The 22,537-nt window shown below is 72.8% G+C and carries 28 protein-coding genes; 8 read left to right on the forward strand and 20 right to left on the reverse strand.

The features are described 5' to 3' along the window. The first annotated feature begins 145 nt into the window (after positions 1–145). On the forward strand, positions 146–571 hold the full coding sequence (locus ACFV5H_RS24565; protein WP_385044770.1) for a CBS domain-containing protein: 426 nt from the start codon (positions 146–148) through the stop codon (positions 569–571). Between the two features lie 30 nt (positions 572–601). Next, positions 602–1,147, forward strand: coding sequence for a type 1 glutamine amidotransferase domain-containing protein (locus ACFV5H_RS24570; RefSeq protein WP_385044773.1), 546 nt, complete (start codon positions 602–604; stop codon positions 1,145–1,147). Between the two features lie 39 nt (positions 1,148–1,186). Here the strand turns inward: ACFV5H_RS24570 and ACFV5H_RS24575 are convergent, their stop codons facing one another. After that, entirely contained in the window at positions 1,187–1,474 is a 288-nt protein-coding gene (locus tag ACFV5H_RS24575; protein WP_385044776.1) for a DUF6158 family protein, read from the reverse strand. 62 nt (positions 1,475–1,536) lie between these two features. Between ACFV5H_RS24575 and ACFV5H_RS24580 the strand changes: the two genes are divergently transcribed. Beyond that, positions 1,537–2,649 carry a Vms1/Ankzf1 family peptidyl-tRNA hydrolase gene (locus ACFV5H_RS24580; protein ID WP_385197298.1) on the forward strand — a complete coding sequence of 371 codons (1,113 nt, stop codon included), beginning with the start codon at positions 1,537–1,539 and terminating at the stop codon, positions 2,647–2,649. Positions 2,650–2,860: 211 nt separating this feature from the next. Here ACFV5H_RS24580 and ACFV5H_RS24585 read toward each other — a convergent pair whose 3' ends face one another. Beyond that, a complete protein-coding gene (locus ACFV5H_RS24585; RefSeq protein WP_385044782.1) occupies positions 2,861–4,480 on the reverse strand; it encodes an ABC-F family ATP-binding cassette domain-containing protein in 1,620 nt (539 codons plus the stop codon). A 146-nt stretch (positions 4,481–4,626) separates the two neighbouring features. Here ACFV5H_RS24585 and ACFV5H_RS24590 point away from each other — a divergent pair, with 146 nt between their 5' ends. Next, positions 4,627–5,448 (forward strand): class I SAM-dependent methyltransferase, encoded by an 822-nt coding sequence (locus ACFV5H_RS24590; RefSeq protein ID WP_385044785.1) that lies wholly within the window; start codon positions 4,627–4,629, stop codon positions 5,446–5,448. Between the two features lie 42 nt (positions 5,449–5,490). Further along, on the forward strand, positions 5,491–5,661 hold the full coding sequence (locus tag ACFV5H_RS24595; RefSeq protein ID WP_073931265.1) for a hydrophobic protein: 171 nt from the start codon (positions 5,491–5,493) through the stop codon (positions 5,659–5,661). A gap of 108 nt (positions 5,662–5,769) precedes the next feature. Here ACFV5H_RS24595 and ACFV5H_RS24600 read toward each other — a convergent pair whose 3' ends face one another. The 13 genes from ACFV5H_RS24600 to ACFV5H_RS24660 form a co-directional block, all read right to left on the reverse strand. Next, entirely contained in the window at positions 5,770–6,063 is a 294-nt protein-coding gene (locus ACFV5H_RS24600) for a gas vesicle protein K (protein WP_085573748.1), read from the reverse strand. Between the two features lie 38 nt (positions 6,064–6,101). After that, positions 6,102–6,290, reverse strand: coding sequence for a gas vesicle protein (locus ACFV5H_RS24605; protein WP_085573742.1), 189 nt, complete (start codon positions 6,288–6,290; stop codon positions 6,102–6,104). Then, complete coding sequence (locus ACFV5H_RS24610) at positions 6,287–7,078, reverse strand: GvpL/GvpF family gas vesicle protein (protein ID WP_385044788.1); 792 nt, start codon at positions 7,076–7,078, stop codon at positions 6,287–6,289. The genes ACFV5H_RS24605 and ACFV5H_RS24610 overlap by 4 nt, the downstream gene beginning before the upstream one ends. Beyond that, positions 7,075–7,416: a gas vesicle protein gene (locus ACFV5H_RS24615; protein ID WP_385197299.1), complete on the reverse strand. Its 342-nt coding sequence runs from the start codon at positions 7,414–7,416 to the stop codon at positions 7,075–7,077. Before ACFV5H_RS24615 ends, ACFV5H_RS24610 begins: the two co-directional genes overlap by 4 nt. After that, positions 7,413–8,558 carry an SRPBCC family protein gene (locus tag ACFV5H_RS24620; RefSeq protein ID WP_385197301.1) on the reverse strand — a complete coding sequence of 382 codons (1,146 nt, stop codon included), beginning with the start codon at positions 8,556–8,558 and terminating at the stop codon, positions 7,413–7,415. Before ACFV5H_RS24620 ends, ACFV5H_RS24615 begins: the two co-directional genes overlap by 4 nt. Then, entirely contained in the window at positions 8,555–9,124 is a 570-nt protein-coding gene (locus ACFV5H_RS24625) for a DNA primase (RefSeq protein ID WP_385197303.1), read from the reverse strand. Before ACFV5H_RS24625 ends, ACFV5H_RS24620 begins: the two co-directional genes overlap by 4 nt. Further along, positions 9,121–9,381 (reverse strand): gas vesicle protein GvpG, encoded by a 261-nt coding sequence (locus ACFV5H_RS24630; RefSeq protein ID WP_385044798.1) that lies wholly within the window; start codon positions 9,379–9,381, stop codon positions 9,121–9,123. The genes ACFV5H_RS24625 and ACFV5H_RS24630 overlap by 4 nt, the downstream gene beginning before the upstream one ends. A 4-nt stretch (positions 9,382–9,385) precedes the next feature. Then, positions 9,386–10,159 carry a GvpL/GvpF family gas vesicle protein gene (locus ACFV5H_RS24635; RefSeq protein WP_385044800.1) on the reverse strand — a complete coding sequence of 258 codons (774 nt, stop codon included), beginning with the start codon at positions 10,157–10,159 and terminating at the stop codon, positions 9,386–9,388. After that, positions 10,156–10,590: a gas vesicle structural protein GvpA gene (locus ACFV5H_RS24640; protein WP_385044802.1), complete on the reverse strand. Its 435-nt coding sequence runs from the start codon at positions 10,588–10,590 to the stop codon at positions 10,156–10,158. Before ACFV5H_RS24640 ends, ACFV5H_RS24635 begins: the two co-directional genes overlap by 4 nt. 46 nt (positions 10,591–10,636) lie before the next feature. Then, on the reverse strand, positions 10,637–11,008 hold the full coding sequence (locus ACFV5H_RS24645; RefSeq protein WP_385197305.1) for a gas vesicle protein: 372 nt from the start codon (positions 11,006–11,008) through the stop codon (positions 10,637–10,639). 108 nt (positions 11,009–11,116) lie between these two features. Continuing rightward, a complete protein-coding gene (gene ligD, locus ACFV5H_RS24650) occupies positions 11,117–12,043 on the reverse strand; it encodes a non-homologous end-joining DNA ligase (protein ID WP_385197307.1) in 927 nt (308 codons plus the stop codon). After that, positions 12,040–13,887 (reverse strand): transketolase, encoded by a 1,848-nt coding sequence (locus ACFV5H_RS24655; protein ID WP_385197309.1) that lies wholly within the window; start codon positions 13,885–13,887, stop codon positions 12,040–12,042. Before ACFV5H_RS24655 ends, ligD begins: the two co-directional genes overlap by 4 nt. Then, positions 13,884–15,452 carry an NAD(P)/FAD-dependent oxidoreductase gene (locus tag ACFV5H_RS24660; protein ID WP_385197311.1) on the reverse strand — a complete coding sequence of 523 codons (1,569 nt, stop codon included), beginning with the start codon at positions 15,450–15,452 and terminating at the stop codon, positions 13,884–13,886. The genes ACFV5H_RS24655 and ACFV5H_RS24660 overlap by 4 nt, the downstream gene beginning before the upstream one ends. 142 nt (positions 15,453–15,594) lie before the next feature. On the opposite strand from ACFV5H_RS24660, the gene ACFV5H_RS24665 reads away from it, so the two are divergent. Together ACFV5H_RS24665 and ACFV5H_RS24670 are read left to right on the forward strand one after the other, a co-directional pair. Continuing rightward, positions 15,595–16,557, forward strand: a complete 963-nt coding sequence (locus tag ACFV5H_RS24665; RefSeq protein WP_385044814.1) for an LLM class F420-dependent oxidoreductase — start codon at positions 15,595–15,597, stop codon at positions 16,555–16,557. Positions 16,558–16,578: 21 nt separating this feature from the next. Beyond that, the gene (locus tag ACFV5H_RS24670; RefSeq protein WP_385197312.1) at positions 16,579–17,670 is read left to right on the forward strand and encodes an enolase C-terminal domain-like protein; all 1,092 of its coding nucleotides are present in this window, start codon (positions 16,579–16,581) and stop codon (positions 17,668–17,670) included. Between the two features lie 18 nt (positions 17,671–17,688). On the opposite strand, the gene ACFV5H_RS24675 is transcribed toward ACFV5H_RS24670, so the two are convergent. Both ACFV5H_RS24675 and ACFV5H_RS24680 read right to left on the reverse strand, forming a co-directional pair. Beyond that, the gene (locus ACFV5H_RS24675; RefSeq protein WP_385197314.1) at positions 17,689–17,892 is read right to left on the reverse strand and encodes a hypothetical protein; all 204 of its coding nucleotides are present in this window, start codon (positions 17,890–17,892) and stop codon (positions 17,689–17,691) included. Positions 17,893–17,926: 34 nt separating this feature from the next. Further along, positions 17,927–18,361, reverse strand: a complete 435-nt coding sequence (locus ACFV5H_RS24680; protein ID WP_385044822.1) for a phage holin family protein — start codon at positions 18,359–18,361, stop codon at positions 17,927–17,929. 108 nt (positions 18,362–18,469) lie between these two features. Between ACFV5H_RS24680 and ACFV5H_RS24685 the strand changes: the two genes are divergently transcribed. Continuing rightward, positions 18,470–18,817: a VOC family protein gene (locus ACFV5H_RS24685; RefSeq protein WP_385044824.1), complete on the forward strand. Its 348-nt coding sequence runs from the start codon at positions 18,470–18,472 to the stop codon at positions 18,815–18,817. A 227-nt stretch (positions 18,818–19,044) separates the two neighbouring features. Here the strand turns inward: ACFV5H_RS24685 and ACFV5H_RS24690 are convergent, their stop codons facing one another. From ACFV5H_RS24690 to ACFV5H_RS24700, 3 genes are read right to left on the reverse strand one after another with little or no spacing between them, the layout of a single operon-like run. Further along, positions 19,045–19,599: a GNAT family N-acetyltransferase gene (locus ACFV5H_RS24690; RefSeq protein ID WP_385044826.1), complete on the reverse strand. Its 555-nt coding sequence runs from the start codon at positions 19,597–19,599 to the stop codon at positions 19,045–19,047. Between the two features lie 40 nt (positions 19,600–19,639). Beyond that, positions 19,640–20,572 carry an LD-carboxypeptidase gene (locus ACFV5H_RS24695; protein WP_385044829.1) on the reverse strand — a complete coding sequence of 311 codons (933 nt, stop codon included), beginning with the start codon at positions 20,570–20,572 and terminating at the stop codon, positions 19,640–19,642. Beyond that, complete coding sequence (locus ACFV5H_RS24700; RefSeq protein WP_385197316.1) at positions 20,569–22,533, reverse strand: prolyl oligopeptidase family serine peptidase; 1,965 nt, start codon at positions 22,531–22,533, stop codon at positions 20,569–20,571. The genes ACFV5H_RS24695 and ACFV5H_RS24700 overlap by 4 nt, the downstream gene beginning before the upstream one ends. Positions 22,534–22,537 lie beyond the last annotated feature (4 nt).

Below are 22,537 nucleotides of genomic sequence, written 5' to 3' on the forward strand. Positions count from 1 at the left end.
CCCCGGCCCGAAAAAACCGCGACCCGGCGCTGGCCGCGGCGCTGCCCCGGTCCGGGGAGACGGAGACCGCGAACCCGGCCCGCCGGGGGCCCCGCGGCCGGCCGCGGTGCCCCGGCGGCCGGGATCGACAGGGAGGGCCTCGGTCATGGCCGAGTTCGTCAAGGACGTGATGACTCCGGGCGTGGTCGCCGTACGCCCGGACGCCTCGATCGTCGAGGCGGCGCGGCTGATGCGCACCCAGAACATCGGCGACGTGGTGGTGGCGGACGGGCAGCGGGTCGTCGGCGTGCTCACCGACCGCGACATCACGGTCCGCGCGGTCGCCCGGGGCGCGGATCCGCTCGGGACGAGCGCGGGGTCGGTGTGCACGCCGGACCCGTTGACGCTCGCCCCGGACGATCCGGTGTCCTCGGCCGTCGCCCTGATGCGGGAGCACGCGATACGCCGGATCCCGGTGGTCGAGGGCGGACTGCCGGTCGGTCTTGTGAGTCTCGGCGATCTGGCCGAGGCGCGGGAGCCCGGCTCGGCGCTGGCCGACATCAGCCGTGCGGAACCGGACGGGAAGAGCTGAACGAACGGAACGAAGGGACGTAGTGCCATCATGCGAATCGCATTCCTGACCGCGCCCGAGGGCGTCGAGCAGGTGGAGCTGACCGAGCCGTGGCAGGCGGCCGTGGACGCCGGTCACGAAGCCGTGCTCGTGTCGACGGGCCCCGGGAAGATCCAGGCGTTCAACCATCTCGACAAGGCGGACACCTTCCCCGTGCAGGAGGTCGTCGGCGAGACGTCGGCGGACTCCTTCGACGGGCTGGTGCTGCCGGGCGGGGTGGCCAACCCGGACTTCCTGCGCATGGACGACAAGGCCGTCGCGTTCGTGCGGGACTTCTTCGAACAGGGCCGGCCGGTCGCAGCGATCTGCCACGCCCCCTGGACCCTCGTCGAGGCCGACGTCGTCCGGGGCCGGGTGCTGACCAGCTGGCCCAGCCTGCGGACGGACCTCCGCAACGCCGGCGCCACCTGGGTCGACGAACAGGTGAAGGTCTGCGACCACGGACCGAACAAACTGGTCACCAGCCGCAAGCCGGACGATCTGAAGGCCTTCTGCGAGACGTACCTCGAGGTGTTCGGGGCCGAGCAGACCTCGTAAGGGGCCGAGGAGGCCCCGTAAGCGGTCCGAGGCCCGGGATCAGGTGCCCGGAGTCGTGGGTGTCGTGGTGTCCGCGGCGCCCCGCTCCCGGGCACCTTCGCGTGTGCGGCCCGCGGCCACCGGGCGGCGCGGGTTGCGGCGCAGGTACTCGCCCTCCAGCTGCGCCATCCGTTCGTTGTGGGCGCGCAGCGCGTCGTTGGAGCCGTACAGCAGTGTGTCGTGGCGCGTGCGGTGGATGGTCTCCAGCTCCTTCATGAGCTGCTGGTCGTCCAAGCGGTCAGGCTCGACTCCGGTCATCGTGGGGCCCCGCTCCTCGTGTGTGTCCATGCGGTCCGGGTACCCGCCCGACCGGTACAGGCACTACCCCGAACGGCAACCGGGAGGGAGCCATGGAACTCGCTTTCCTGCATCCACTCTACGAACGTCCCGGCCCCTGGGCCTCCGTCTACGTCGACACCTCCCGGCACACGGAGCACACCCCTCAGGAACGGCGGCTGACGGCCCAGGCGATGGCCCGGGAGCTGGCCGACCAGGGCGCGGACGAGGCGACCTGCCAGGCGGTGCGCCGCGCGCTGGAGGATCTGCGGCACTCCACCGAACCGCACGGCCGCGCGCTGTTCGCCCGGGACGGCGAGGTGGTGCTCGACCCGCCGCTGGCCCGGTCCCCGCAGCGCGACTGGGCCCAGTGGGCGCCGCTGCCCCGGGTCGCGCCGCTGCTGGAGCTGGCCGGCGAGGACCCCGTGTGCATCGTCGCGTACGTCGACCGCAGGGGCGCGGACTTCGAACTGCGCAGCGCGCTCGGCCGGGACGACGCCGGCGGTGTCACCGGGCGGCAGTGGCCGCTGCACCGGACCGGTTCCGTCGACTGGTCGGAGCGTCACTTCCAGCTGCGGGTGGAGAACACCTGGGAGCACAACGCCGCGGAGATCGCCGACGCGCTCGCCGTCTGCCACGAGGAGACGGGCGCCGATCTGCTGATCCTGGTCGGTGACGACCGTGAGCAGCGCTCCGTGCGCGAACGGCTGCCGCAGCGGCTGCACGACCTGGTGGCCGAGGCGTCGCGCGGGGCCGGCAGCAGGCTGCTCGACGAGGACGTGGAGCGGATCCGCGCGGAGCACGTCCACGACCGGGCCGCGGCGGAACTGGGGCGGTTCCTCGCCGCCCGCAGTCCCGACGACGAGGGACGCGCGAGTGCCGTGGAGGGTGTGCCGGCGCTGGTCGAGGCCGCGCGCGAGCACCGGATCGACGAGCTGCTGATCCGGCCGGACTCCGCCGACGCGCACCGTGAGGTGTGGATCGGTGAGGATCCGGACCAGTTGGCGGTGCGGCGTACGGACCTGAAGGTGCTCGGTGAGCAGAACTCCTGGTCGGCGCGGGCGGACGACGCGCTGATCCGGTCGGCGGTCGCGACGGACGCGCCCGCGCTGTCGGTGGCAGCGGCGCCGGGGGCGGGTGACGACGCGCCGGTCGGCGGGCTGGGGGCGTTGCTGCGCTGGAAGTGATCCGGGGGCGCGCGAGTTTTTTCTCCGCCCCCGCCGCCCTTTCCCTTCCGTCCCTGGGGGCTTCGCCCCCCCCGGACCCCCTTCGCGCAGTTCCCTGCGCCCCTCCCAGTGCGCCCACGCAGCGGAGCCGCATGTCGGCACAGCCCTGCGCCCCTCCCAGTGCGCCCACGCAGCGGAGCCGCATGTCGGTACGGCCCCGCGCCCCTTCGGGTCAGCGCGCCCGCTCCACCCGGCGTTCGTCCCACACCGGTTCGGGGGTCTCCCGGACCCTGCCGTCGCTGCCGAAGACCAGGAAGCGGTCGAAGGACCGGGCGAACCAGCGGTCGTGGGTGACGGCGAGGACCGTTCCCTCGAAGCCCTCCAGACCTTCCTGGAGGGCTTCGGCCGATTCCAGGTCGAGGTTGTCGGTCGGCTCGTCGAGGAGCAGGGCCGTGACGCCCTGGAGTTCCAGCAGCAGGATCTGGAAGCGGGCCTGCTGGCCGCCGGAGAGCCGGTCGAAGGTCTGCTCGGCCTGCTGGGTCAGTTCGTACCGTCGCAGCCGTGACATGGCGGCGCCCCGGTCCTGGGAGTGTTCGCTCCACAGGATGTCCAGCAGGGTGCGGCCCAGCAGTTCGGGGTGGGCGTGGGTCTGCGCGAAGTGTCCGGGCAGCACGCGCGCGCCGAGTCTCCAGTTCCCGGTGTGGGCCACGCCGTCGCCGGCGAGCAGACGCAGGAAGTGGGACTTGCCGGAGCCGTTGGAGCCGAGCACGGCGACCCGTTCGCCGTAGAAGACCTCCAGGTCGAAGGGTTTCATCAGGCCGGTGAGTTCGAGCCCCTCGCAGGTGACGGCGCGTACACCGGTACGGCCGCCCTTCAGACGCATCCTGATGTCCTGCTCGCGCGGGGGCTCCGGCGGGGGTCCGGCCTCCTCGAACTTGCGCAGCCTGGTCTGGGCGGCGCGGTAGCGGGACGCCATGTCGGGGCTGTTCTCGGCGGCCTGGCGCAGCGTCAGGACCAGCTTCTTCAACTGGGCGTGCTTCTCGTCCCAGCGGCGGCGCAGTTCCTCGAAGCGGGCGAAGCGTTCCTGGCGGGCCTGGTGGAAGGTGGCGAAGCCGCCGCCGTGCACCCACGCGTCGGCGCCCGCGGGGCCCGGTTCCAGGGAGACGATCTTCCGGGCGGCGCGGGCGAGGAGTTCGCGGTCGTGGGAGACGAAGAGGACGGTCTTGCGGGTCTCGGCGAGCCGTTCCTCCAGCCAGCGCTTGCCGGGTACGTCGAGGTAGTTGTCCGGCTCGTCGAGCAGCAGCACCTCGTCGGTGCCGCGCAGCAGCGCCTCCAGCACCAGTCGCTTCTGTTCGCCCCCGGAGAGGGTGCGGACCTCGCGCCACTGCGCCTTCTCGTACGGCACGCCCAGCGCGGCCGTGGTGCAGATGTCCCACAGCGTCTCGGCCTCGTACCCGCGCGCCTCGGCCCAGTCGGCGAGGGCCTGCGCGTACGCCAGCTGGGCGGCCTCGTCGTCGACGGTCATGATCGCGTGTTCGGCGGCGTCGACGGCGCGGGCGGCCTCGCGGATCCTGGGCTGCGCCACGGACACCAGCAGGTCCCGTACGGTCGTGGCGTCCCGTACGGAGCCGACGAACTGGCGCATGACGCCGAGGCCGCCGGTGACGGTGACGGAGCCGCCGTGCGGCCTCAGCTCGCCGGCGAGGAGGCGCAGCAGGGTGGTCTTGCCCGCGCCGTTGGGTCCGACGAGGGCCACGACGGCCCCCTCCCCCACCCGGAAGGAGACATCGCCCAGCAGCGCCCTCCCGTCGGGGAGGTAGTACTCGAGGTGCGCGGCTTCCAGATGACCCATGGTGGGGATTGTGCGGGGTCGTCGGCGCAGGTGGCAAACGGGTTTCGACCGGAACGGCGTCCAGAATGTGAAACGCGTGTCTCATCATGCGGTTGGTGGGCGTAGCGTGAGGGGCCTCCTACGAGAGTGGAAGGGGTGGGTTCGTCATGCCGGAAGCGCGGGAGACCGCCGTCTACACGCACGGCCACCACGAGTCGGTGCTGCGGTCGCACACCTGGCGGACCGCCGAGAACTCGGCGGCGTATCTCCTCGGGGTGCTCGAGCCCCATATGCGGATCCTGGACATCGGGTGCGGGCCCGGCACCATCACCGCGGATCTGGCGGGGCTCGTTCCCGACGGGCACGTCACCGGTCTCGACCGGGAGCCGGGGGTCCTGGAGCAGGCCCGGGCGGTGGCCGGCGAGCGGGGGCTGACGAACACCGGCTTCGCGGTGGGGGACGTGCACGCGCTGGACTTCCCGGACGACACGTTCTGCGTGGTCCACGCCCATCAGGTGCTCCAGCACGTGGGTGATCCGGTGGGGGCGCTCCGCGAGATGCGGCGGGTGACCAGGCCGGGCGGGTTCGTCGCCGTCCGGGACTCGGACTACGCGGCGATGACCTGGTATCCCCTGTCGGCGGGCATGGACGACTGGCTGGACCTCTACCGGCGGGTGGCCCGGGCCAACGGGGGCGAGCCGGACGCCGGGCGGCGGCTGAAGTCCTGGGCGCTCGCCGCGGGTTTCACGGACGTCGCCGCGACCTCCGGCACCTGGACCTTCTCGACTCCCGGGGAGCGGGCCTGGTGGAGCGGGCTGTGGGCGGACCGCACCGTGGCGTCGGCCTATGCCGAGCGGGCGGTCGACGGCGGCCACGCCACCCGGCAGCAGTTGCGGGAAGTGGCCGGGGCGTGGCGGGAATGGGGCGGACGGGACGACGGCTGGTTCAGCGTGCTGCACGGTGAAATTCTCTGCCGCAAGGAAGTCTGAACCGCGTTTTCCGGGACATCAGGATGTCAGGAGGTTGACATTATGGTTCCCATTCTTCTGGTCCTGCTGCTGGCGCTGATCCTTTTCGGCGCCGGATTCGCGGTAAAGGTTCTCTGGTGGATCGCCCTGGCGGTTCTGATCGTATGGCTCCTGGGATTCTTCATGCGCAGTACGTCGGCGGGCGGGGGCAGGGGCCGCTGGTACCGGTGGTGAGATGACGGGAAATCCCCGGGACTCCTCGGTCCCGGGGATTTTTCGTGCCGGGACTCGGTCCCGAAGATTTCCCCGGGACCGAGTCCCGGGGAAATCCCGTGCCGGGACTCAGTCCCGGGGAAGGAGCGGTCCGAGCGGCCCGAGGTCCAGATTCAGGTCCTCGGGCCGCAGTCCGTAGCGGTTCCGCAGTTCCGCCATGCGGTCCTCGAGCAGCATGAGGGTCAGCCCGACCCGCTCCTCCTGCTCCTCGGTCAGGTCCCCCTCGTCGAACCGGCGCACCGCCTGCCGCTCCATGAGCTGGCGCAGCAGTTCCACGACGGTGAGCACCAGCTTGATCAGGTCGCGTTCGACCGTGTCCGGCTCCAGGTCCAGGCTCCTGTGCCGGCTGCCGTGCGGCTCGATGTGCGCCTCGACGTGCCGGCCGTGGTCGGGGGCGGCCGTCACGGCGACTCCTCGAAGGGGGACGGGACCCGCGCGTTCACCGAGCTGATGAGCGCGTTGAGGTCGATACGGACCAGGTCGACGTCCGCGATGCGCAGTGTGATGTCCCCCTTGATGACGACCCCGCCGGCCAGGAGCCGGTCGAGCAGGTCCACCAGGGCTATTTCGCGGCGTTCGACGACGGTCACGGGCCCTCCTTCTCGGCGGCTTCCTCGGCGATCTCCTCACCGGCGAACGAATAGGCAGCCCAGGGGCCGGTGAGTTCGACACGTATTCCGGGCACGCCGTCCTTCGTGCGGTCCACCTTTTCCACGAATTCCTCGGAATTCACCCGGGGGACGAGGTAGGCGGCATTGAGCACATTGCGCCCCGAGGCGCCGGAGAGCGTGGGATTCTGCGGCGCGTGCAGCCGGGAGTCCTCGGCGGCCCCGGAAAGGGTCTCGTGCAGCCGGGTCGCGAATGTCTCGGCGTGCTGCCACAGATCGTCCTGCGATTTCGTCCGCTCCCGCCGCTGCCGCAGATAGTCCCGGCCGGACACCGGTTTCGGCGCGGGCGCGGCGGGAGCATCCGGTGTCCGGTCCGACTCGACGTAGACCTTGACGCCCCACTCGACCCGGCCCTCCAGCCGGTCCAGGGTGCGCAGGAAGCTCTCCTCCCGCGCCTCCATCATGGTCCGTACGCCGCTGTCGTCGCGGAACACGGTGCCCAGCCGCAGCGGCAGCGGGGTCGTGACGGTGGTGAGCGCGTCGATCACACCCTGGTGGGCGCGGGCGACCGCGGTCAGCCAGTCGAGGTCCTCCAGATGCGCGCGCAACGGTTCCTCCGCGAAGTCCGCCTCGGGCACATGGCTGACGACGGCCACCAGTCCGTGGTGGGGCAGGAGCCGGGGCGGATCGCCTCCGACCCCGGTCAGCTGCGCCTGGAGCGGCGTGCCGTAGGGGCGGCAGACCGCGTAGACGTACCGCAGTCCGGTCACGGACCCTCCTCCTGTGCGCGGCGGGGCGCCGGCCCCAGTTCCTCCAGCCGGGCCAGCCGTTCGCGCAGCTCCGCGTTCTCCCTGGCCAGTTCGTCGCGCCGGGCGCGCGAGGAGAGCGCCGGGTCGGACTCCCACCAGTCGATCCCCATCTCCTTCGCCTTGTCGACGGAGGCGACGACGAGGCGCAGCTTGATGGTGAGGAGCTCGATGTCCAGCAGGTTGATGCGGATGTCACCCGCGATCACGACACCCTTGTCGAGCACCCTTTCCAGGATGTCGGCGAGATTGGCGCCGCTGCCCTGGCCGTACGGCTCGGGAAGCCGGCTGGGGGTCGTCATCGGCGGCTCCGGCTCTCGGGCTGCTCGTCCTCGTACTCAGCCTCGTCCTCGTCCTCGTACGTGTACTCGTCCTCCGGGTACTCGTCCTCCTCGGACTCCTCGGACTCCTCGGCCGCCTCCGGTTCCTCTTCCTCTTCTTCCTCGTCCTCGGACTCCGGCTCGTCCTCCGGCTCGTACTCCTCCTCGGGCTCGTCCTCGTCCTCGTACTCGCCCTCGGGTTCCTCTTCGCCTTCGCCGGCGGGGGTCTCGTCCTCCTCCTCGGCGAGGGCGTCCTCGTGGCTGCGGACCACCTCGCCGTCGCGGATCTCGCCCCGCCAGCTGTCCTGGGCCTCGCCCTTGATGGTGATGAAGCGGGCGAAGTGCTTCAGGTCGAGCCGGGCACGGCGGCCCTGGGCGCGCCAGATGTTGCCCGTCTTCTCGAAGAGGCCCGAGGGGTAGTACTCGATGACCAGCAGGACGCGGGTGAGGTTGTCGGCGAGGCGGTGGAAGGAGACGACGCCCCTCGTCGTGCCCTTGGCGCCCTCCGAGGACCAGGCGATGCGGTCGTCGGGGACCTGCTCGGTGGTCTTCGCCTTCCAGCTGCGGTTCGACCACCAGATCTTCGCCTGCCAGTCCGACGTGGTGTCGTCGGCCTTGTTGGCGCTCTTGACGCCCTTGGCGAAGGTGCTGAAGTCCTGGTACTGGGTCCACTGGTCGTACGCCGTGCGCAGCGGGACGCCGACATCGATGTGCTCGATGATGACGGTGGGCTTCTGGCCGGCGGACTTCTTGCGCTTGCCCTTGCCACCGCCGAGGCCCTTGAGCTTGCCCATCACGTTGTCCTTGACCCGTGAGGTGCCGAGTTCGACGGCGCTGCGCAGCGGGCCCTTGCCCTCGGCGATCTTGCGGCCGCCGTCGAGGGCGAGCTTGGCGAAGCCAGGACTGTTGCCCTCGGCGATGTCGTTGAGCTTGTTCGTGGTCTCGCCGAGCTTGTGGCCGAGACCGGTCAGCAGCCGGGTGGCCTGGGCCGCGAGGTAGTCCTGCAGTTCGGCCTTGAGCCGGTCGGCGGCCTCGCTGTGGGCCACGTCGGCGAGCGGGTTCTTCGTCGCCCCGTTCGCGCTGTCACGCGCGGCGGAGCCGGCCCGTCCGAGGGTCTCGGTCATCGCTCACCCCCTCCCTTCGCCGTGCGGGAGCGGGCGCCGCGGGCCGTGGCCGCGGTCTTCTTCGCGGCCGTCTTCTTCGCCGCCGCCTTCTTCGCGGGGGCGGTCTTCTTCGCCGGGGCCTTCCTGGCCGGCCGCTCGGAGGTCGACTCGTCCGGCGGTTCCCGGTCCTCCGCCTGCGCGTCCTCGCGTTCCGCGTCTTCGTGTTCCGCGTCCTCGGCGTGTTCCGCGTCGGCGTCGTCCCGCGGGCCGGCGCCCGTCAGCCGGTCCCGCATGTCGGCGGTACGGCCGTGCAGCCGGTCGGCGAGGGAGTCGAGCTGCCGCTCGACCATCGCGCCGGAGGCCGCCTTGCCGACGCCCCGCAGATCACCGCGCAACTGGTCGCCGATCTCCTTGAACTGCGGGTTGTCCCGCAGTTGCTGGGACACCAGGTCGGCGACCATGCGCGGGCTGAGGTTCAGCTTCTTGCCCGCCACCAGGCCGCCGACGGCGAGTGCCATCTTCAGCTTCTTGGTCCGTCCGAGGAGATATCCGGCCCCGATCGCGAGGCCCAGTCCCGTTCGATTCACTGTCCTGCCGTCCCATCCCCCGCGCCCGTGCGCGTCGCGGTCTCCAGCCGGTCGAGGAGTTCGTCCTCCTGACGGTCGAACTCCTCCTCGCTGATCTCTCCGGCTTCCAGCTGCTCCTCCAGCCGGGCCAGTTCGGCACGTATCGTGGCGGGGTCGTAGTAGATGCGCTCCGCTTCCCTGAGCACCTGCCGGATGGCCCAGCCGCTGCCGCGCACCGGGGCGAACGGCAGCAGCAGCACCTCCGAGATCAGGCCCATGTCGTCACCCCACTTCGGCGTCCGTCCCGCCGGCCGCGGTGCCCGCCGGCTCGGCCGGGCCGGGCTCGACGAAGCTGTACGGCGGCAACGGGCCGTTCAGACGCACTTCGAGGTGGGGCAGGTCCTTGCGGGCCTGTTCCACCGCTTCCAGGAACTCCGCCGCCGTGTCCCGCTTCACCAGGTACGACACATTGGCGAGCCAGCCCGTGGACTCGGGGCCGACGCTCACCGCGTCGGCGACCGGTTCCAGGACGCGCTCCAGCGCGATGGCGTCCTCGGCCTCCTTGGCCTTGACGGCGGCGGCGACCATCTCGCCGAGCTGGATCTTCTGCTCGTAACTGCCGCCGCCGGACTGCCGGTTGGCCTCCGCGAGGGCGCGGATCTCCGGGTTGCCGGCCATCACGTGGTGCAGGACGGCGTCCTCGACGTGGTTGGCCTTGACGTTGTACTCGACCCGGCCGTCCAGGGCCCGCAGCCGCTCCTCGTAGTGCTCGGCGCGCTCGGCGAGGACACCGGTGACGGCGTCGTCGTCCGGGGCGACGCTGCCGAAGCGCATGGGCAGCACACAGCCGGCCGCGCCGGCCTCGCTGAGCACGTTCTGGTGGGCGAGCAGTTCCCTGCGCTTGGGGCGCAGGCCCTCGGGGGCGTCACTGACCAGGGCGGCCAGTTCGCCCTCGCGCAGGACGCGCACCGGCAGCGACGGGTCGCCGACGCCGCCCACGCCCTCGGGGAGGCCGGGGTGCGAGGTCGCCGTGATGCCGTAGATGTACGTGCTCACTCCTGCTCCTCCTTCCGGCGGGCCGAGGTGCTCCTGCGGGCCCGCGGACGTGACTCGGTCTCTCGCTCGGACCCGTCCTCACGCGCCTGCTTGAAGGCGCCGGATATGGTCTCGGCGGCGCCGGACAGCGCCCCCTTGGACTTGCCGCGGGCGCCGGACTCGGTGACCTCCCCGACGATCTCGGGCAGGCCCGGGCTCTTGCGGGGCCCGGCCTCCAGGTCGAGGCGGTTGCACGCCTCGGCGAAGCGGAGATAGGTGTCGACGCTGGCGACGACGACACGTACGTCGATCTTGAGGATCTCGATGCCGACCAGGGACACGCGCACGAAGGCGTCGATGACGAGCCCCCTGTCCAGAACAAGCTCAAGCACGTCGTAGAGGCCGCTGCTGCCGCCTCCACCGCCGGTCTGCTGTGCCGGTACGACTGTCATTCCGGCTGTCCCTCCTTGTCTGTGGGTGTGGGTCCGGTCGGGCGGCCTACCGGCCGCCGGGCCTGTGCGAGTCGGACCGCCCGCGCTCGTAACGGCGGACGCGCCGGTATCCGGTGAGCTCGCCGTCGGGGTCCAGCTCGACCTGGTAACTCGCCATCAGGCTCATCGTGTCGGGCACCCGCTCGAGTTCGAGGACCTCGACCTCCAGCGCCCAGCCCTCCTCCGTCTGCTCGAAGGACGACACGGACTCGGCTTCCATCCCGGTGAGCTCCGCGAGCTGGCCGCGCGCCCGGCGCAGCAGCTCCATCGGACTCGGCCGTTTGGTGCTTCTGTTGTTCTTCGTTGACTTGTGGGATTCCTGTGAGTCCTGGGTTTCCTGTGAACCCTGTGGCTCTTCGGTGTTCTTCGTGTTCGACATGGCCACCTCCCCCTCCGTGTGGCCGCAAGTGTGTTCGCCAAACCTCCGCGCGCTCGGCCGTTCCCCACGGCCGGGCATCGTGCCCGGTCGGAGGGGTGCCGACGCCGCTCAGTCCCGCAGCGCGGCCAGCCGGCGGCGGGCCGGCCCGAGGGAACGGCCCCGGCTCGGCAGGCCGGCCCACGGGTCGGTGCGGGCCTGCTCGACGGCGTCGGCGACGGTCCAGCGGCGGGCGTGCAGGTCCGGGTCGTCGAGCTGGTCCCAGGAGACGGGCACGGCGACGGGGGCGCCGGGCAGGGCGCGGACCGTGTAGGGCGCGACGGCTGTCTGCGCGTAGGCGTTGCGCTGCACGTCGAGGTAGAGCCGGTCGCCGCGGTCCTTCTTGCGGGCGGCGGTGGTGAGCCGGTCGGGACGGGCGGCGACGAGGGTGTCGGCGGCCTCGCGGGCGAAGGCGCGTACGTCGTCGAAGTCCTGGATCCCGCTCAGCGGCACGATGACATGCAGTCCCCGGGAACCTGTGGTCATCAGGGCGGACGGCAGATCCAGCTCGTCCAGCAGCTCCCCCAGCAGCCGCGCGGCCTCCCGTACCGTCTCGAAGTCGTCACCGGAGGGGTCGAGGTCGAAGACCAGCCGGTCGGGACTGTCGATCCGGTCGGTGCGGGACAGCCAGCGGTGCAGGGTGATGCTCGCCTGGTCGACGAGGTAGAGGAGGGTGGCGGTGTCGTCGCACACGGTGTGCGTGACGGTGCCGCCCTCCTTGGCGACCTCGGCGCGGGTGATCCAGTCCGGGTAGCCGTCCGGGGTGTTCTTCTGCATGAACGTGGGGCCGTCGACGCCGTCCGGGCGCCGGTCCAGCATCAGCGGGCGGCCCCGCAGGTGCGGCAGCATGAACGGGGCGACGGCCCGGTGGTAGTCGACGAGGTCGCCCTTGGTGTACTCCTCGGCGTTCCCGCCGCCGGGGAAGAGCACCTTCCCCGGCCTGCGGATCTCCACCGGGCGACGGCCGGCCCGTACGGTGCGCGCACCGTCGTCGCTCACGACACGATCGCCTCCCCCACCAGCAGCCGGCCGGCCGCCGCGATCGACTCGGCGTCGATGCCGGCGGCGTGCAGCTGCTCCTCGGGGGAGGCCGAGCCCGGCATGTCGCGCACGCCCAGCCGCACCAGGCGCGGTACGGGACTCCCGTCGGCGAAGGCCTCCGCGACCGCGTCCCCGAGGCCGCCCTCCGGGTGGTGGTCCTCCACCGTCATCAGGCAGCCGGTCTCCTCGGCGGCCGTGCGCAGGGTCTCCCGGTCGACCGGCTTCACCGAGTACAGGTCGATCACCCGTACGGCGATGCCCTCCCCTTCCAGGGCCTCCGCGGCGGCCAGCGCCTCGGGCACGGTGACGCCCGCCGCGACGAGGGTGAGCCGGTCGCGGTCGGAGGAGCGCAGCACCTTGCTGCCGCCGACGGGGAACTCCTCGTCGGGGCCGTAGATCACCCCGCTCGCCCCTCGTGAGGTGCGCAGATAGCGGATGCCGTCCAGGTCCGCCATCGCGGCGACCAGCCGCGCGGTCTGGTTGGCGTCGCACGGGTACAGCACGGTCGAGCCGTGCACCGACCGCATCATCGCCAGGTCCTCCAGGCCCATCTGGCTGGGGCCGTCCTGGCCGATGGCGACGCCCGCGTGGGAGCCGACGAGGTTGATCCCGGAGCCGCTGACCGACGCCATGCGGACGAAGTCGTGGGCGCGGGTGAGGAAGGCCGCGAAGGTCGCGGCGTACGGAGTCCAGCCGCGCGCGGCCATGCCGACCGCGGCGGCGACCATCTGCTGCTCGGCGATGTAGCACTCGAAGTAGCGCTCGGGGTGTTCCTTGGCGAAGGCCTCCGCGCGGGTGGAGTCGCCGACCTCCCCGTCGAGGGCGACGACGTCGCCGCGCGCGGTGCCGAGGGCGGTCAACGCCTCACCGAAGGCGTTACGGGTGGCCACCTCCTCGCCCTTGTCCCAGCGGGGCAGGTCGGGCCGGCCGGTGTGCCCGGCGGGCGGTGCCCCGTCGGCGGACGGCGCCTCCACCTGGATGCGCAGGTCGCGGGGGCCGCCGAGCTCGGCGATGGCCTCCTCGGCCTCGGGCAGCGGTTTGCCGTGCAGTCCCTCGCGGTCCTGGACCGCCTCGACGCCCTTGCCCTTGAGGGTGCGGGCGAGGACCGCGGTGGGCTGGCCCTTGGTGGACAGGGCCTCCCCGTAGGCGCGGTCGACGGCGTCCACGTCGTGGCCGTCCACTTCGACGGTGTGCCAGCCGAAGGCCTGGAAGCGGCGGGCGTAGGCGTCCAGGTCGTGACCGTGCCGGGTGGGACCGCGCTGCCCGAGCCGGTTGACGTCCACGATCAGCGTGAGGTTGTCCAGGTGTTCGTACGCGGCGTGCTCGGCGGCCTCCCAGACCGAGCCCTCGGCCAGTTCGCTGTCGCCGCACAGCACCCACACCCGGTAGTCGGCGTGGTCCAACCGCTTCCCGGCCAGCGCGATGCCGACGCCGACGGGGAGCCCCTGGCCGAGCGAGCCGGTGGCCGTCTCGATCCAGGGCAGCCGCCGGGGGGTGGGGTGCCCTTCGAGGCGGCTGCCGTTCTTGCGGAAGGTGAGCAGTTCCTCGTCGTCGATGGCGCCGGCCGCCTTGTAGGTGGCGTACATCAGGGGCGAGGCGTGCCCCTTGGAGAGGACGAAGCGGTCGTTGCCCGGGTGGTCGGGACGCTCGAAGTCGTAGCGGAGGTGGCGGGCGAACAGCACGGCCATCAGGTCCGCCGCGGACATCGACGACGTGGGGTGCCCGGAGCCCGCGGCAGCCGCGGCGCGGACACTGTCCACCCTCAACTGCTGCCCCAGCTCGACGAGTTCACCGGTGTTCATGAGTCTCCTTCGGTGGTGCGGTCGGTGCGCTTGACAGGTCCGGGCGCGACATCCGGACCGGGCGGCGGCTGATCGGGGGGCGGGGTGACGGCGGGTTCACCGCTGGGCCGCTTCTCGGCCGGTTCACCACCGGGCTGCTTCTTCGCGGGCTCGCCACCGGGCTGCCTCTTCGCGGGCTCGCCACCGGGCTGCTTCTTCGCGGGCTCGCCACCGGGCTGGTTCTTCGCCGGCTCGCCACCGGACGACGGTCCCCGCCCCGGCTCGCCCGGCACCCGCGCCAGTTCCGGCGACGCCGTGTCCAGCGGCACCGACCAGGACCGTACGAGCCCCAACTGGACGGCCTGACGCGGCAGTACGGCGTCGAGGAGCCAGTCGGCGGCGACGCGCACCCGGTTGCCCGGCATCGCCGCGAGGTGGTAGCCGCGGGTGACCGCCCCCGCCGCCACCCCGGACAGGTTCACGCCGAGCGGGTTGGCGGCTGCCTTGACGCCACCCAGGTCCACCACGAACCCCATGTCCTTGTGCCGGTAGGCGCGCCGCTCACCGTCACCGAACGACGCGGCGACGTTGTGCGCGCACACCTTGCCCTGCCGCCAGGCGTGCTGCGCGGTCATCGGGGTGTACGAGCCGGGCTTCTCCAGATCGGGCACCGCGGCGGCGTCCCCGCAGGCGAACACCTCGGGCCGGCCCGGCACCTGCAGGTGCGGGTCGACGAGCAGCCGGCCGCGTTCCATGGGCAGTCCGAGGGACTCGGCGAGCGGGTCGGGGCGTACGCCCACGCACCACACCAGGGTGTGGGTGTCGACGAACTCCCCGTCGGTCAGCAGTACTCCGTCGTGCGTGGCCTCCTTCACGGAGGTGCCCATCCGTACGTCCACGCCCCGTTCCCGCAGCACGGTGTCGGCGGTGCGGGAGAGGCGTTCGTCCAGCTCGGGCAGGACCCGGTCGGCGATGTCGAGGAGCAGCCAGCGCGGCCGCATCCCGGTCCGCATCGGGTGCCTGGCGACCTGCGCGTCGGTGAACAGCTGCCCGTGCGCGGCGACTTCGGTGCCGGTGTAGCCGGCGCCGACCACGACGAACGTACAACGGGCGGCGCACCGCCCGGGGTCGTCGGTGGCGGCGGCGAGCTCCACCTGCCGGGTCACGTGGTCGCGCAGGTACAGCGCCTCGGGCAGGCCGCGGAAGCCGTGGGCGTGTTCGGCGACACCGGGGATCGGCAGCAGCTTGTTGACGCTGCCGGCCGCGAGGACCAGCCGGTCGTAGTCGAGGGTGCCGCCCTCTCCCTCGGGGCCGGTGTAGTGGACCTGCCGCGCGTCGAGGTCGATGCGGTCGGACTCCCCCAGCACCAGCTTCACGTGCGGCAGCGTGCCGGAGAGGGAGACGGTGACCCGGCGGGGTTCCAGGATGCCGGCGGCGACCTGGGGCAGCAGGGGCAGATACAGGAAGTAGTCGGTGGGGTTGAGCAGGACGATCTCGGCGCGGCCACGGGCCAATTTGGAGAGCGTCTGGGCCGTGCGGTACCCGGCGAAGCCGGCACCGACGATCACAATGCGGGGTCGACTCACGGTTCGCCTCCGGCGCTGTCGCGGACGTCGGGAGACTTCCGCGTCCCCCTGGCGGGGGCGGCCAAACGTCCGCCGGTTTCCGCCGGGCCCCCCGGGTACCCGGTCCGGGACCCGAACCGCCCACGTCGCGGAGGTGACCCCCATGCCCGAGTACGGCTATTTCCTCTCGTGCGAGCAGTACGGTCCCGCCGAGCTGATCGAGCAGGCGCGTATGGCCGAGCAGGCCGGGTTCCAGGCCCTGTGGATCTCGGACCACTACCACCCGTGGAACGACGAACAGGGGCAGAGTCCGTTCGTGTGGTCGGTGATCGGCGCGCTGTCCGAGGCGGTGTCGCTGCCGGTGGGGACGGCGGTGACCTGCCCGACCGTGCGGACGCACCCGGCGGTGGTGGCGCAGGCGGCGGCCACGGCCGCGGTGATGTCGCCGGGGGAGTTCCGGCTGGGCGTGGGCACGGGCGAAGCCCTGAACGAGCACATCCTCGGAGACCACTGGCCGCCCGCGCACGTACGGCTCGAGATGCTGGAGGAGTCGATCCAGGTGATGCGCCGGCTGTTCTCCGGCGAGGAGGTCAACCACCACGGCACGCACTACACGGTGGAGAACGCCCGCCTGTACACCGTGCCGGACGAGCCCGTCCCGATCGACATCTCGGGATTCGGTCCGGCGGCGACCAAGCTCGCCGCCCGGGTCGGCGACGGCTACATCACGATGATGCCGGACGCCTCGATGGTGGAGCAGTACCGCAAGGGCGGGGGCGGCGGCAAGCCGGTCAGCGGCGGCACCAAGGTCTGCTACGGCACCGACCGCGACGAGTGCGTGCGTACCGTGCACCGGCTGTGGGCGAACGAACAGCTGCCCGGCGAACTGGGCCAGGTGCTGCCCTCGCCCAAGCACTTCGAGCAGGCGCAGACCCTGGTCACCGAGGACATGGTGCGGGAGAACCGGGTGTGCGGCGACGACGTGGACGAGCACGTCGCCGAGCTCCGGCAGTTCGCCGACGCGGGTTTCGACCGGGTCTACGTCAACCAGATCGGCCCCGACCTGCGCGGCTTCTTCGACTTCTACCGCACCAAGGTGCTGCCGCGGCTCCAGCAGGCCGGCTGACCACGGGAGGACGGACCGACGATGGAACTGCACCGACCCGGCGTCTCCGTCTACACCGTGCCGGCCGACGCCCCCGAGGCCGACTCCACGCTGGCCTGGGAGTCCACGACGGTGGTGATCGCCGAGGTGTCGGCGGGCGACACGACCGGCACCGGGTGGACGTACGGTCCGCCGGCGGTCGGCGACTTCCTGAGCGGGCATCTCGCGCCGCTCGTGGAGGGCATGAGCGCGCTGGACGTCCCGGCCGTGCACGAGGCGATGTGCCGCTCGGTGCGCAACGCCGGCCGCCCGGGCGTCGCGGCCTGCGCGATCTCGGCGCTGGACATCGCGCTGTGGGACCTCAAGGCCCGGCTGCTGGAGCTTCCACTGGTACGGCTGCTGGGGGCGTGCCGGGAGCGGGTGCCGGTGTACGGCAGCGGCGGCTTCACCACCTACCACGACACGCACATGGCGGCGCAGCTCAACGGGTGGGTGCACGGGCAGCACATCCCGCGCGTGAAGATCAAGATCGGGGAGGGCTGGGGCCGGGAGGTGCCCCGTGACCTGCACCGGGTACGGGCCGCCCGGCACGTCGTCGGCGAGCACGCCGAGCTCTACGTCGACGCCAACGGGGGGTACACCCGCAAGCAGGCGGTGCGGGTCGGTCACGCCCTCGCCGAGCACGGGGTGGGCTGGTTCGAGGAGCCGGTCTCCTCGGACGACCTGACCGGGCTGCGGCTGGTGCGGGACGCCGTGGTGAGCGACGTGACCGCCGGGGAGTACGGGTTCGACCTGCCGTACTTCGCCCGGATGATCACGGCCGGGGCGGTGGACTGCCTCCAGGTGGACGCGACGCGCTGCGGCGGGCTGACCGAGTTCCTGCGCGCGGCGGCGCTGGCCCAGGCCCACGGTCTGGAGGTGTCGGGGCACTGCGCCCCGCACGTCCACGCGGCGGTGGCGGCCTGCGTCCCGAACCTGCGGCATCTGGAGTGGTTCCACGACCACGTCCGGATCGAGGACATGTTCTTCGACGGCGCCCTGGACCCCACGGGCGGCACGGTCAGCCCCACCGGGGGTCTCGGCCACGGTCTGACGCTGCGGACGGAGGACGTCGCGGAGTACAGGGTGGGCTGACGGACCGGAGCCGGCCGGTCAGCCCCGGAGGAGACGGGTCAGCCTGCGGGCGGCCACCAGGCCGGCGCCGACGGTGAGGGCGGTGCCCAGCCGAACCCGGTTGCGGGACAGCCAGTCCTGCGGGCCGTGGTCGACCGCCTCGTCGTCGAACCGGCCGTGCGGGCCGTAACCCGGCCCACGCCACCGCTCGCCCCGGTCACCACGACGGTCCCGGGGTCCCATGGCAGGAGCTGTGCCATCGGCTTCCTTCAACTGGTCAGTCCCGGTGGCGGGGTGCGTCGGGGGCGGAGTCCGGCCGCGGCGGTACGACGCCGGCGGTGGGCGGTGCGGCCGGCACCGGCGGGACGGGCGCCGGCCGGCCGCCGGGGGCGGTGGCCTGCGCGGGCACGGTCCCGGACGCCGTGGGCCGGGCGGCGGCGCGCAGGGCGTAGGCGAGCGCGCCCAGGATCGCGGCCGTGATCAGCGCGGCGGCCCAGCCCGGCAGGACCAGGGCGAGGGCGAGGCCCACGGCCAGCGTGACGGCCGCGCCCGCGTACAGGGCGGCGGCGCCGGATCCGGCGTACAGGGCGGCCCTGCGGCGCTGTCCCCGAGCCTGTTCGCGCAGTTCGTCGCGCACGGTCTCACGGGCCACCTGTGCCAGCTCGTCGACCAGGTGCTTGTCCAGATGCTCCAAGTGCTCCAAGCGCTGCATGACCGCCGGGTACCCGTGCCGGGGGCCGCGTAACGCCCGCGGGCACAAGGTGTGGAGACCGTCCGCGCCGGGGCCCTGGCCGCGGCCGCCCCAACTAGGCTCGTCCCCATGGAGATTCTGGGTGCCACACTGCGTGTCTGCGTCGACGACATCGAGACCGCCATCCCCTTCTACGAGCGGCTGGCGGGCGGCAGGGCCCTCCGGTTCGAGCGGGGCGGCGTCCAGGTCGCCGCGGTCGGCTGCTTCCTGCTGATGAGCGGTCCCGCGGCCGAACTGGACGTGCTGCGCAGGGTCGCCGCGACCATCGCGGTCAAGGACGTCGAGGAGACCGGCCGGGTGCTCGCGGAGCTGGGCGCCGACATCCTCGCGGGCCCGCTCCCCACCCCCGTGGGCCGCAACCTCATCGCCCGGCACCCGGACGGGGCGGTCTACGAGTACGCGGACCGCCACGCCTGACACACCCGGTCCCGGCGCGGACCGCCACGCGCTGCCCCTCGGCGGGCAGCGGCCCCGCCCCGACCAGCCGGAACCGCTCACGGGCCCGGGTCGCGGGGGCCGGCCGCCATGCTCCCGGCCGGGGCCTCCGCACAGCGTTCGGCGGCCCGCTCGGGGTGGCGGTCCGCCCGGCCGGTGCCCGCGAGGCGGGGACAGCCGGTTGTCGCGGCCCACGGGGAGTCCGAGCGTCAACGACCCGCTGTCATCTCGCTGGTGAGCGCCCAGCGCTGGTGGTCGCGCCAGGCACCGTCGATGAAGAGCATCTTCGGCGAGAAGCCCTCCAGGCGGAAACCGCAGGCGCGGGCGAGGGCGATGGAGGCGGCGTTGCCGGGCTGTACGTTGATCTCCAGGCGGTGCAGCCGCATCGGGCCGAAGGCGTACCGCACCACGAGGTCCAGGCCCTCGCGCATCAGCCCGCGCCCTGCCGCGTGCGCGAAGGCGCCGTAGCCCAGCGCACCGCACAGGAAGCCGCCCTCGACGATGTTGTTGATGTTGATGAACCCGGCGAGGGCTCCGTCCGTCTCCTTCTCGCAGACCAGGAACCCCGCCTTGGTGCGGTCCTCGATCAGCCGTCCCGCGTACGCGGCGTACGCGCCCTGGCTGTCCGGCGGGAACAGCCAGGGGTGGTGGAGGTCCTTGCTCTCCCGGGCTCGGGCGGTGAATTCGGCGCCGTCCGCGTGAGTGAAGTGACGGAGCCCCACGCGGCGGCCTTCGGCGAGGTAGCGGGAAGCGATGTGCGGCACCCTGTCACCTTACGACGGGCCCGCGCGCGACGCGGGCCGGTCAGCTCAGCGCCGGTTCGTCCAGGGTCAGGGTGCCCGCGCCGGCGTCGAGTTCGGCCGTGACACCGAAGGGGACGGTGAGCGCGTCGGCGCAGTGCCCGAACCCGAACTGCTCGGCCACCGGAACCCCGAGGCCGCCGAGCCGGTCGGCGAGCAGCGCCCGCACCCCGTCGTACGGCTGGCACTGGGCCCAGGAGCCGAGCAGCAGCCCGGAGACCCCGTCCAGCCAGCCTGATCGCAACAGTTGGGTGAGGTAGCGGTCGAGGCGGTACGTCTCCTCCCCCACGTCCTCCAGGCAGAGCAGTCCGCCGCGCGCGGAGGGTCTGGCGTGCGGAGTGCCGAGGTCGGCGGCGAGCAGGGAGAGACAGCCGCCGAGGGTGATCCCGCGCGCCCGGCCGGGGACGAGCGCGGTGCCGTCGGAACGGATGGTGCGGACCGTGTCGGGGGCGAGGAGGGTCGCCTTGAGGTGGTCCTGCGCCCGCGTGCTCTTCACGAAGTCGATGCCCGCGGCCATCGGCCCGTGCAGGGTGACGAGGCCGAGCCGGACGGCGAACGCCTCGTGCAGCGCGGTGATGTCGCTGAACCCGACGAACACCTTCGGCCCGGCGGCCCGCATCGCCTCCCAGTCGAGCAGGTCGACCATGCGCTGTACGCCGTAGCCGCCGCGGGCGCAGATCACCGCGTCGACGGCCGGGTCGCACCAGGCGGACTGCAGATCGGCGGCCCGGTCGGCGTCGCCGCCCGCGAGGTAGCCGAACTCGCCGTGCCGGTCCAGGACATGGGGGCCCACCACGGGGTCGAGGTCCCAGCCGCGCAGCACGTCGAGTCCTGCCTGGAGCCGCTCCTCGGGCACCGGACCGCTGGGCGCGACCACGGCCACCCGGGCACCGGGGGCGAGGCGGGCCGGCCGCCGCAGTGCCCGGACCCGGCTCACGTGTCCAGCTCCAGGGCCGGCACGCCGGGCGGTTTCATCCCGAACACCTGGGCGTACAGGGACAGTTCCGCCTCCAGAGCGCGCACCATGGTCTCCGCCCGCCGGAAGCCGTGTCCCTCGCCCTCGAAGGTGAGGTAGGCGTGCGGCACGCCCCGGCCGGCCAGCCGGGCCAGGAAGCGCTCGCACTGCGCGGGCGGACAGATCACGTCGTCCAGTCCCTGGAGCATCAGGAACGGCGCGGTGAGCCGGTCGGCGCGCGCGGCGGGCGAACGTTCCGCGTACCGCTCGGGCACCTCGGCGCGCGGGCCGATCAGGCTCTCCAGGTACTGGGACTCGAAGTCGTGGGTCTCCCCCGTGCCCCAGCCGGTGAGGTCGAGCACCGGATAGATGATGGTGCCACAGGCGTAGACGTCGGTCGTGGTGAGCGAGGCGGCGGTGGTCCAGCCGCCCGCGCTGCCGCCGCGGACGGCGAGCCGGTCGCGGTCGGCGGTGCCCTCGTCGGCGAGGGCCAGCGCGACGGCGGCGCAGTCCTCGACGTCGACCACGCCCCACTGCTCGCGCAGCCGGTTGCGGTACTCCCGCCCGTATCCGGTGGAGCCGCCGTAGTTGACCTCGGCGACGCCGATGCCGCGCGAGGTGAAGTAGGCGATCTCCAGGTCCAGCACGAGCGGCGCCCGGCCGGTGGGGCCGCCGTGCGCCCAGATCACGTACGGGGGACGCTCGTCCGCGGGGCCGGTGCACCCGGGGTGGTGCGGGGGGTACACCTGGGCGTGGATCTCCCGGCCGTCCGGTCCGGTGAACGTGCGGACCCGCGGCTCGGGGTAGTACGCCGGGTCCACCGCGTCCTCGTGGCGGGCGCCGATCACCCGGGCGTGGCCCGTCCGGGTGTCCAGCTCCACCACCTCGTGGGCGCTGCGCGGTCCGGCCCCGACGGCGACGACCCGCTCGCCGTGCGCCGCGAGGGTGGGCGTGAACTCGCTCCACGGGCCGGCGGCGTCGACGACCTCGCAGGTCTCGGGGTCGAGGATGCCGAGCGCGGGCGCGCCCCGGCCGTGCAGGACGGCGATCAGGCCGCTGTCCAGCGGGGCGAACCAGCGCAGGCCCAGCTTCCACAGCGGTCCGCCGAACTCCTCCTCGCGCGGGCAGACCGGCTCCCCGTCCCGGTAGAGGTTCCACCAGCCGGTGCGGTCGCTCGCGTACAGCAGCCGGCCGTCGGGGGTCCAGTCGGCCTGGGCGACGGACTCCTCGGGTCCGCCGGCCACCGTACGGGCGTCGCGCAGGGTGCCGTCGGCGGCGACGTCGGCGACGAGCAGTTCGGTGCCGTCCCACGGCATGCGCGGGTGGTCCCAGCCGAGCCAGGCGGCGCGCCGCCCGTCCGGTGAGAGGCGCGGCCCGGTGACGAAGCGGTGCCGGCCGTCGCTCAGTTCCCGCACGGCGCCGCGGTCACCGGCGGCGGAGCCGTCCAGCGGTACGGCGGCCAGGACCCGGCGCACGTCGCTGGGGCCGTCGCCGGTGAACTCCTCCAGGACGCACCACACCTCGCCGCGCTCCGGCAGCAGCACCGGATCGGCCCAGCGCAGCCCCTGCCCGACCGGGGACACGGGGGTGAGCGGGCGGGGCTCGGCGCCCGGCTCGTACCGGTGGAGGCGCTGGTCGGCGAAGTTCACGAACACCACGAGCGGGACACCGTCGCGCACGGTGCCGGCCCAGGGCCGGCCGCCGTACTCGATGACCCGGCTCCGCACGTTCCACGGCGCGGGCAGGACCGGCTCCTCGGTGCCGTCGGCGTGCCGCCGCACCAGGGTGCGGCGGCCGGCCTCGGTGGGCCGGGGCTCGGTCCACCACACCTCGTCGCCGACGAAGCCCACGGACTCGGGGCTGCCGTCGTGGGCCGCGGCCGTGGCCGCGTCGATGGGCGAGGGCCACTCGCCGTACGCCAGGTTCCGCACTGTCTCCCCCACTCGC

It is taken from the genome of Streptomyces sp. NPDC059787, from assembly GCF_042732315.1.
Classification (GTDB): domain Bacteria; phylum Actinomycetota; class Actinomycetes; order Streptomycetales; family Streptomycetaceae; genus Streptomyces; species Streptomyces atrovirens.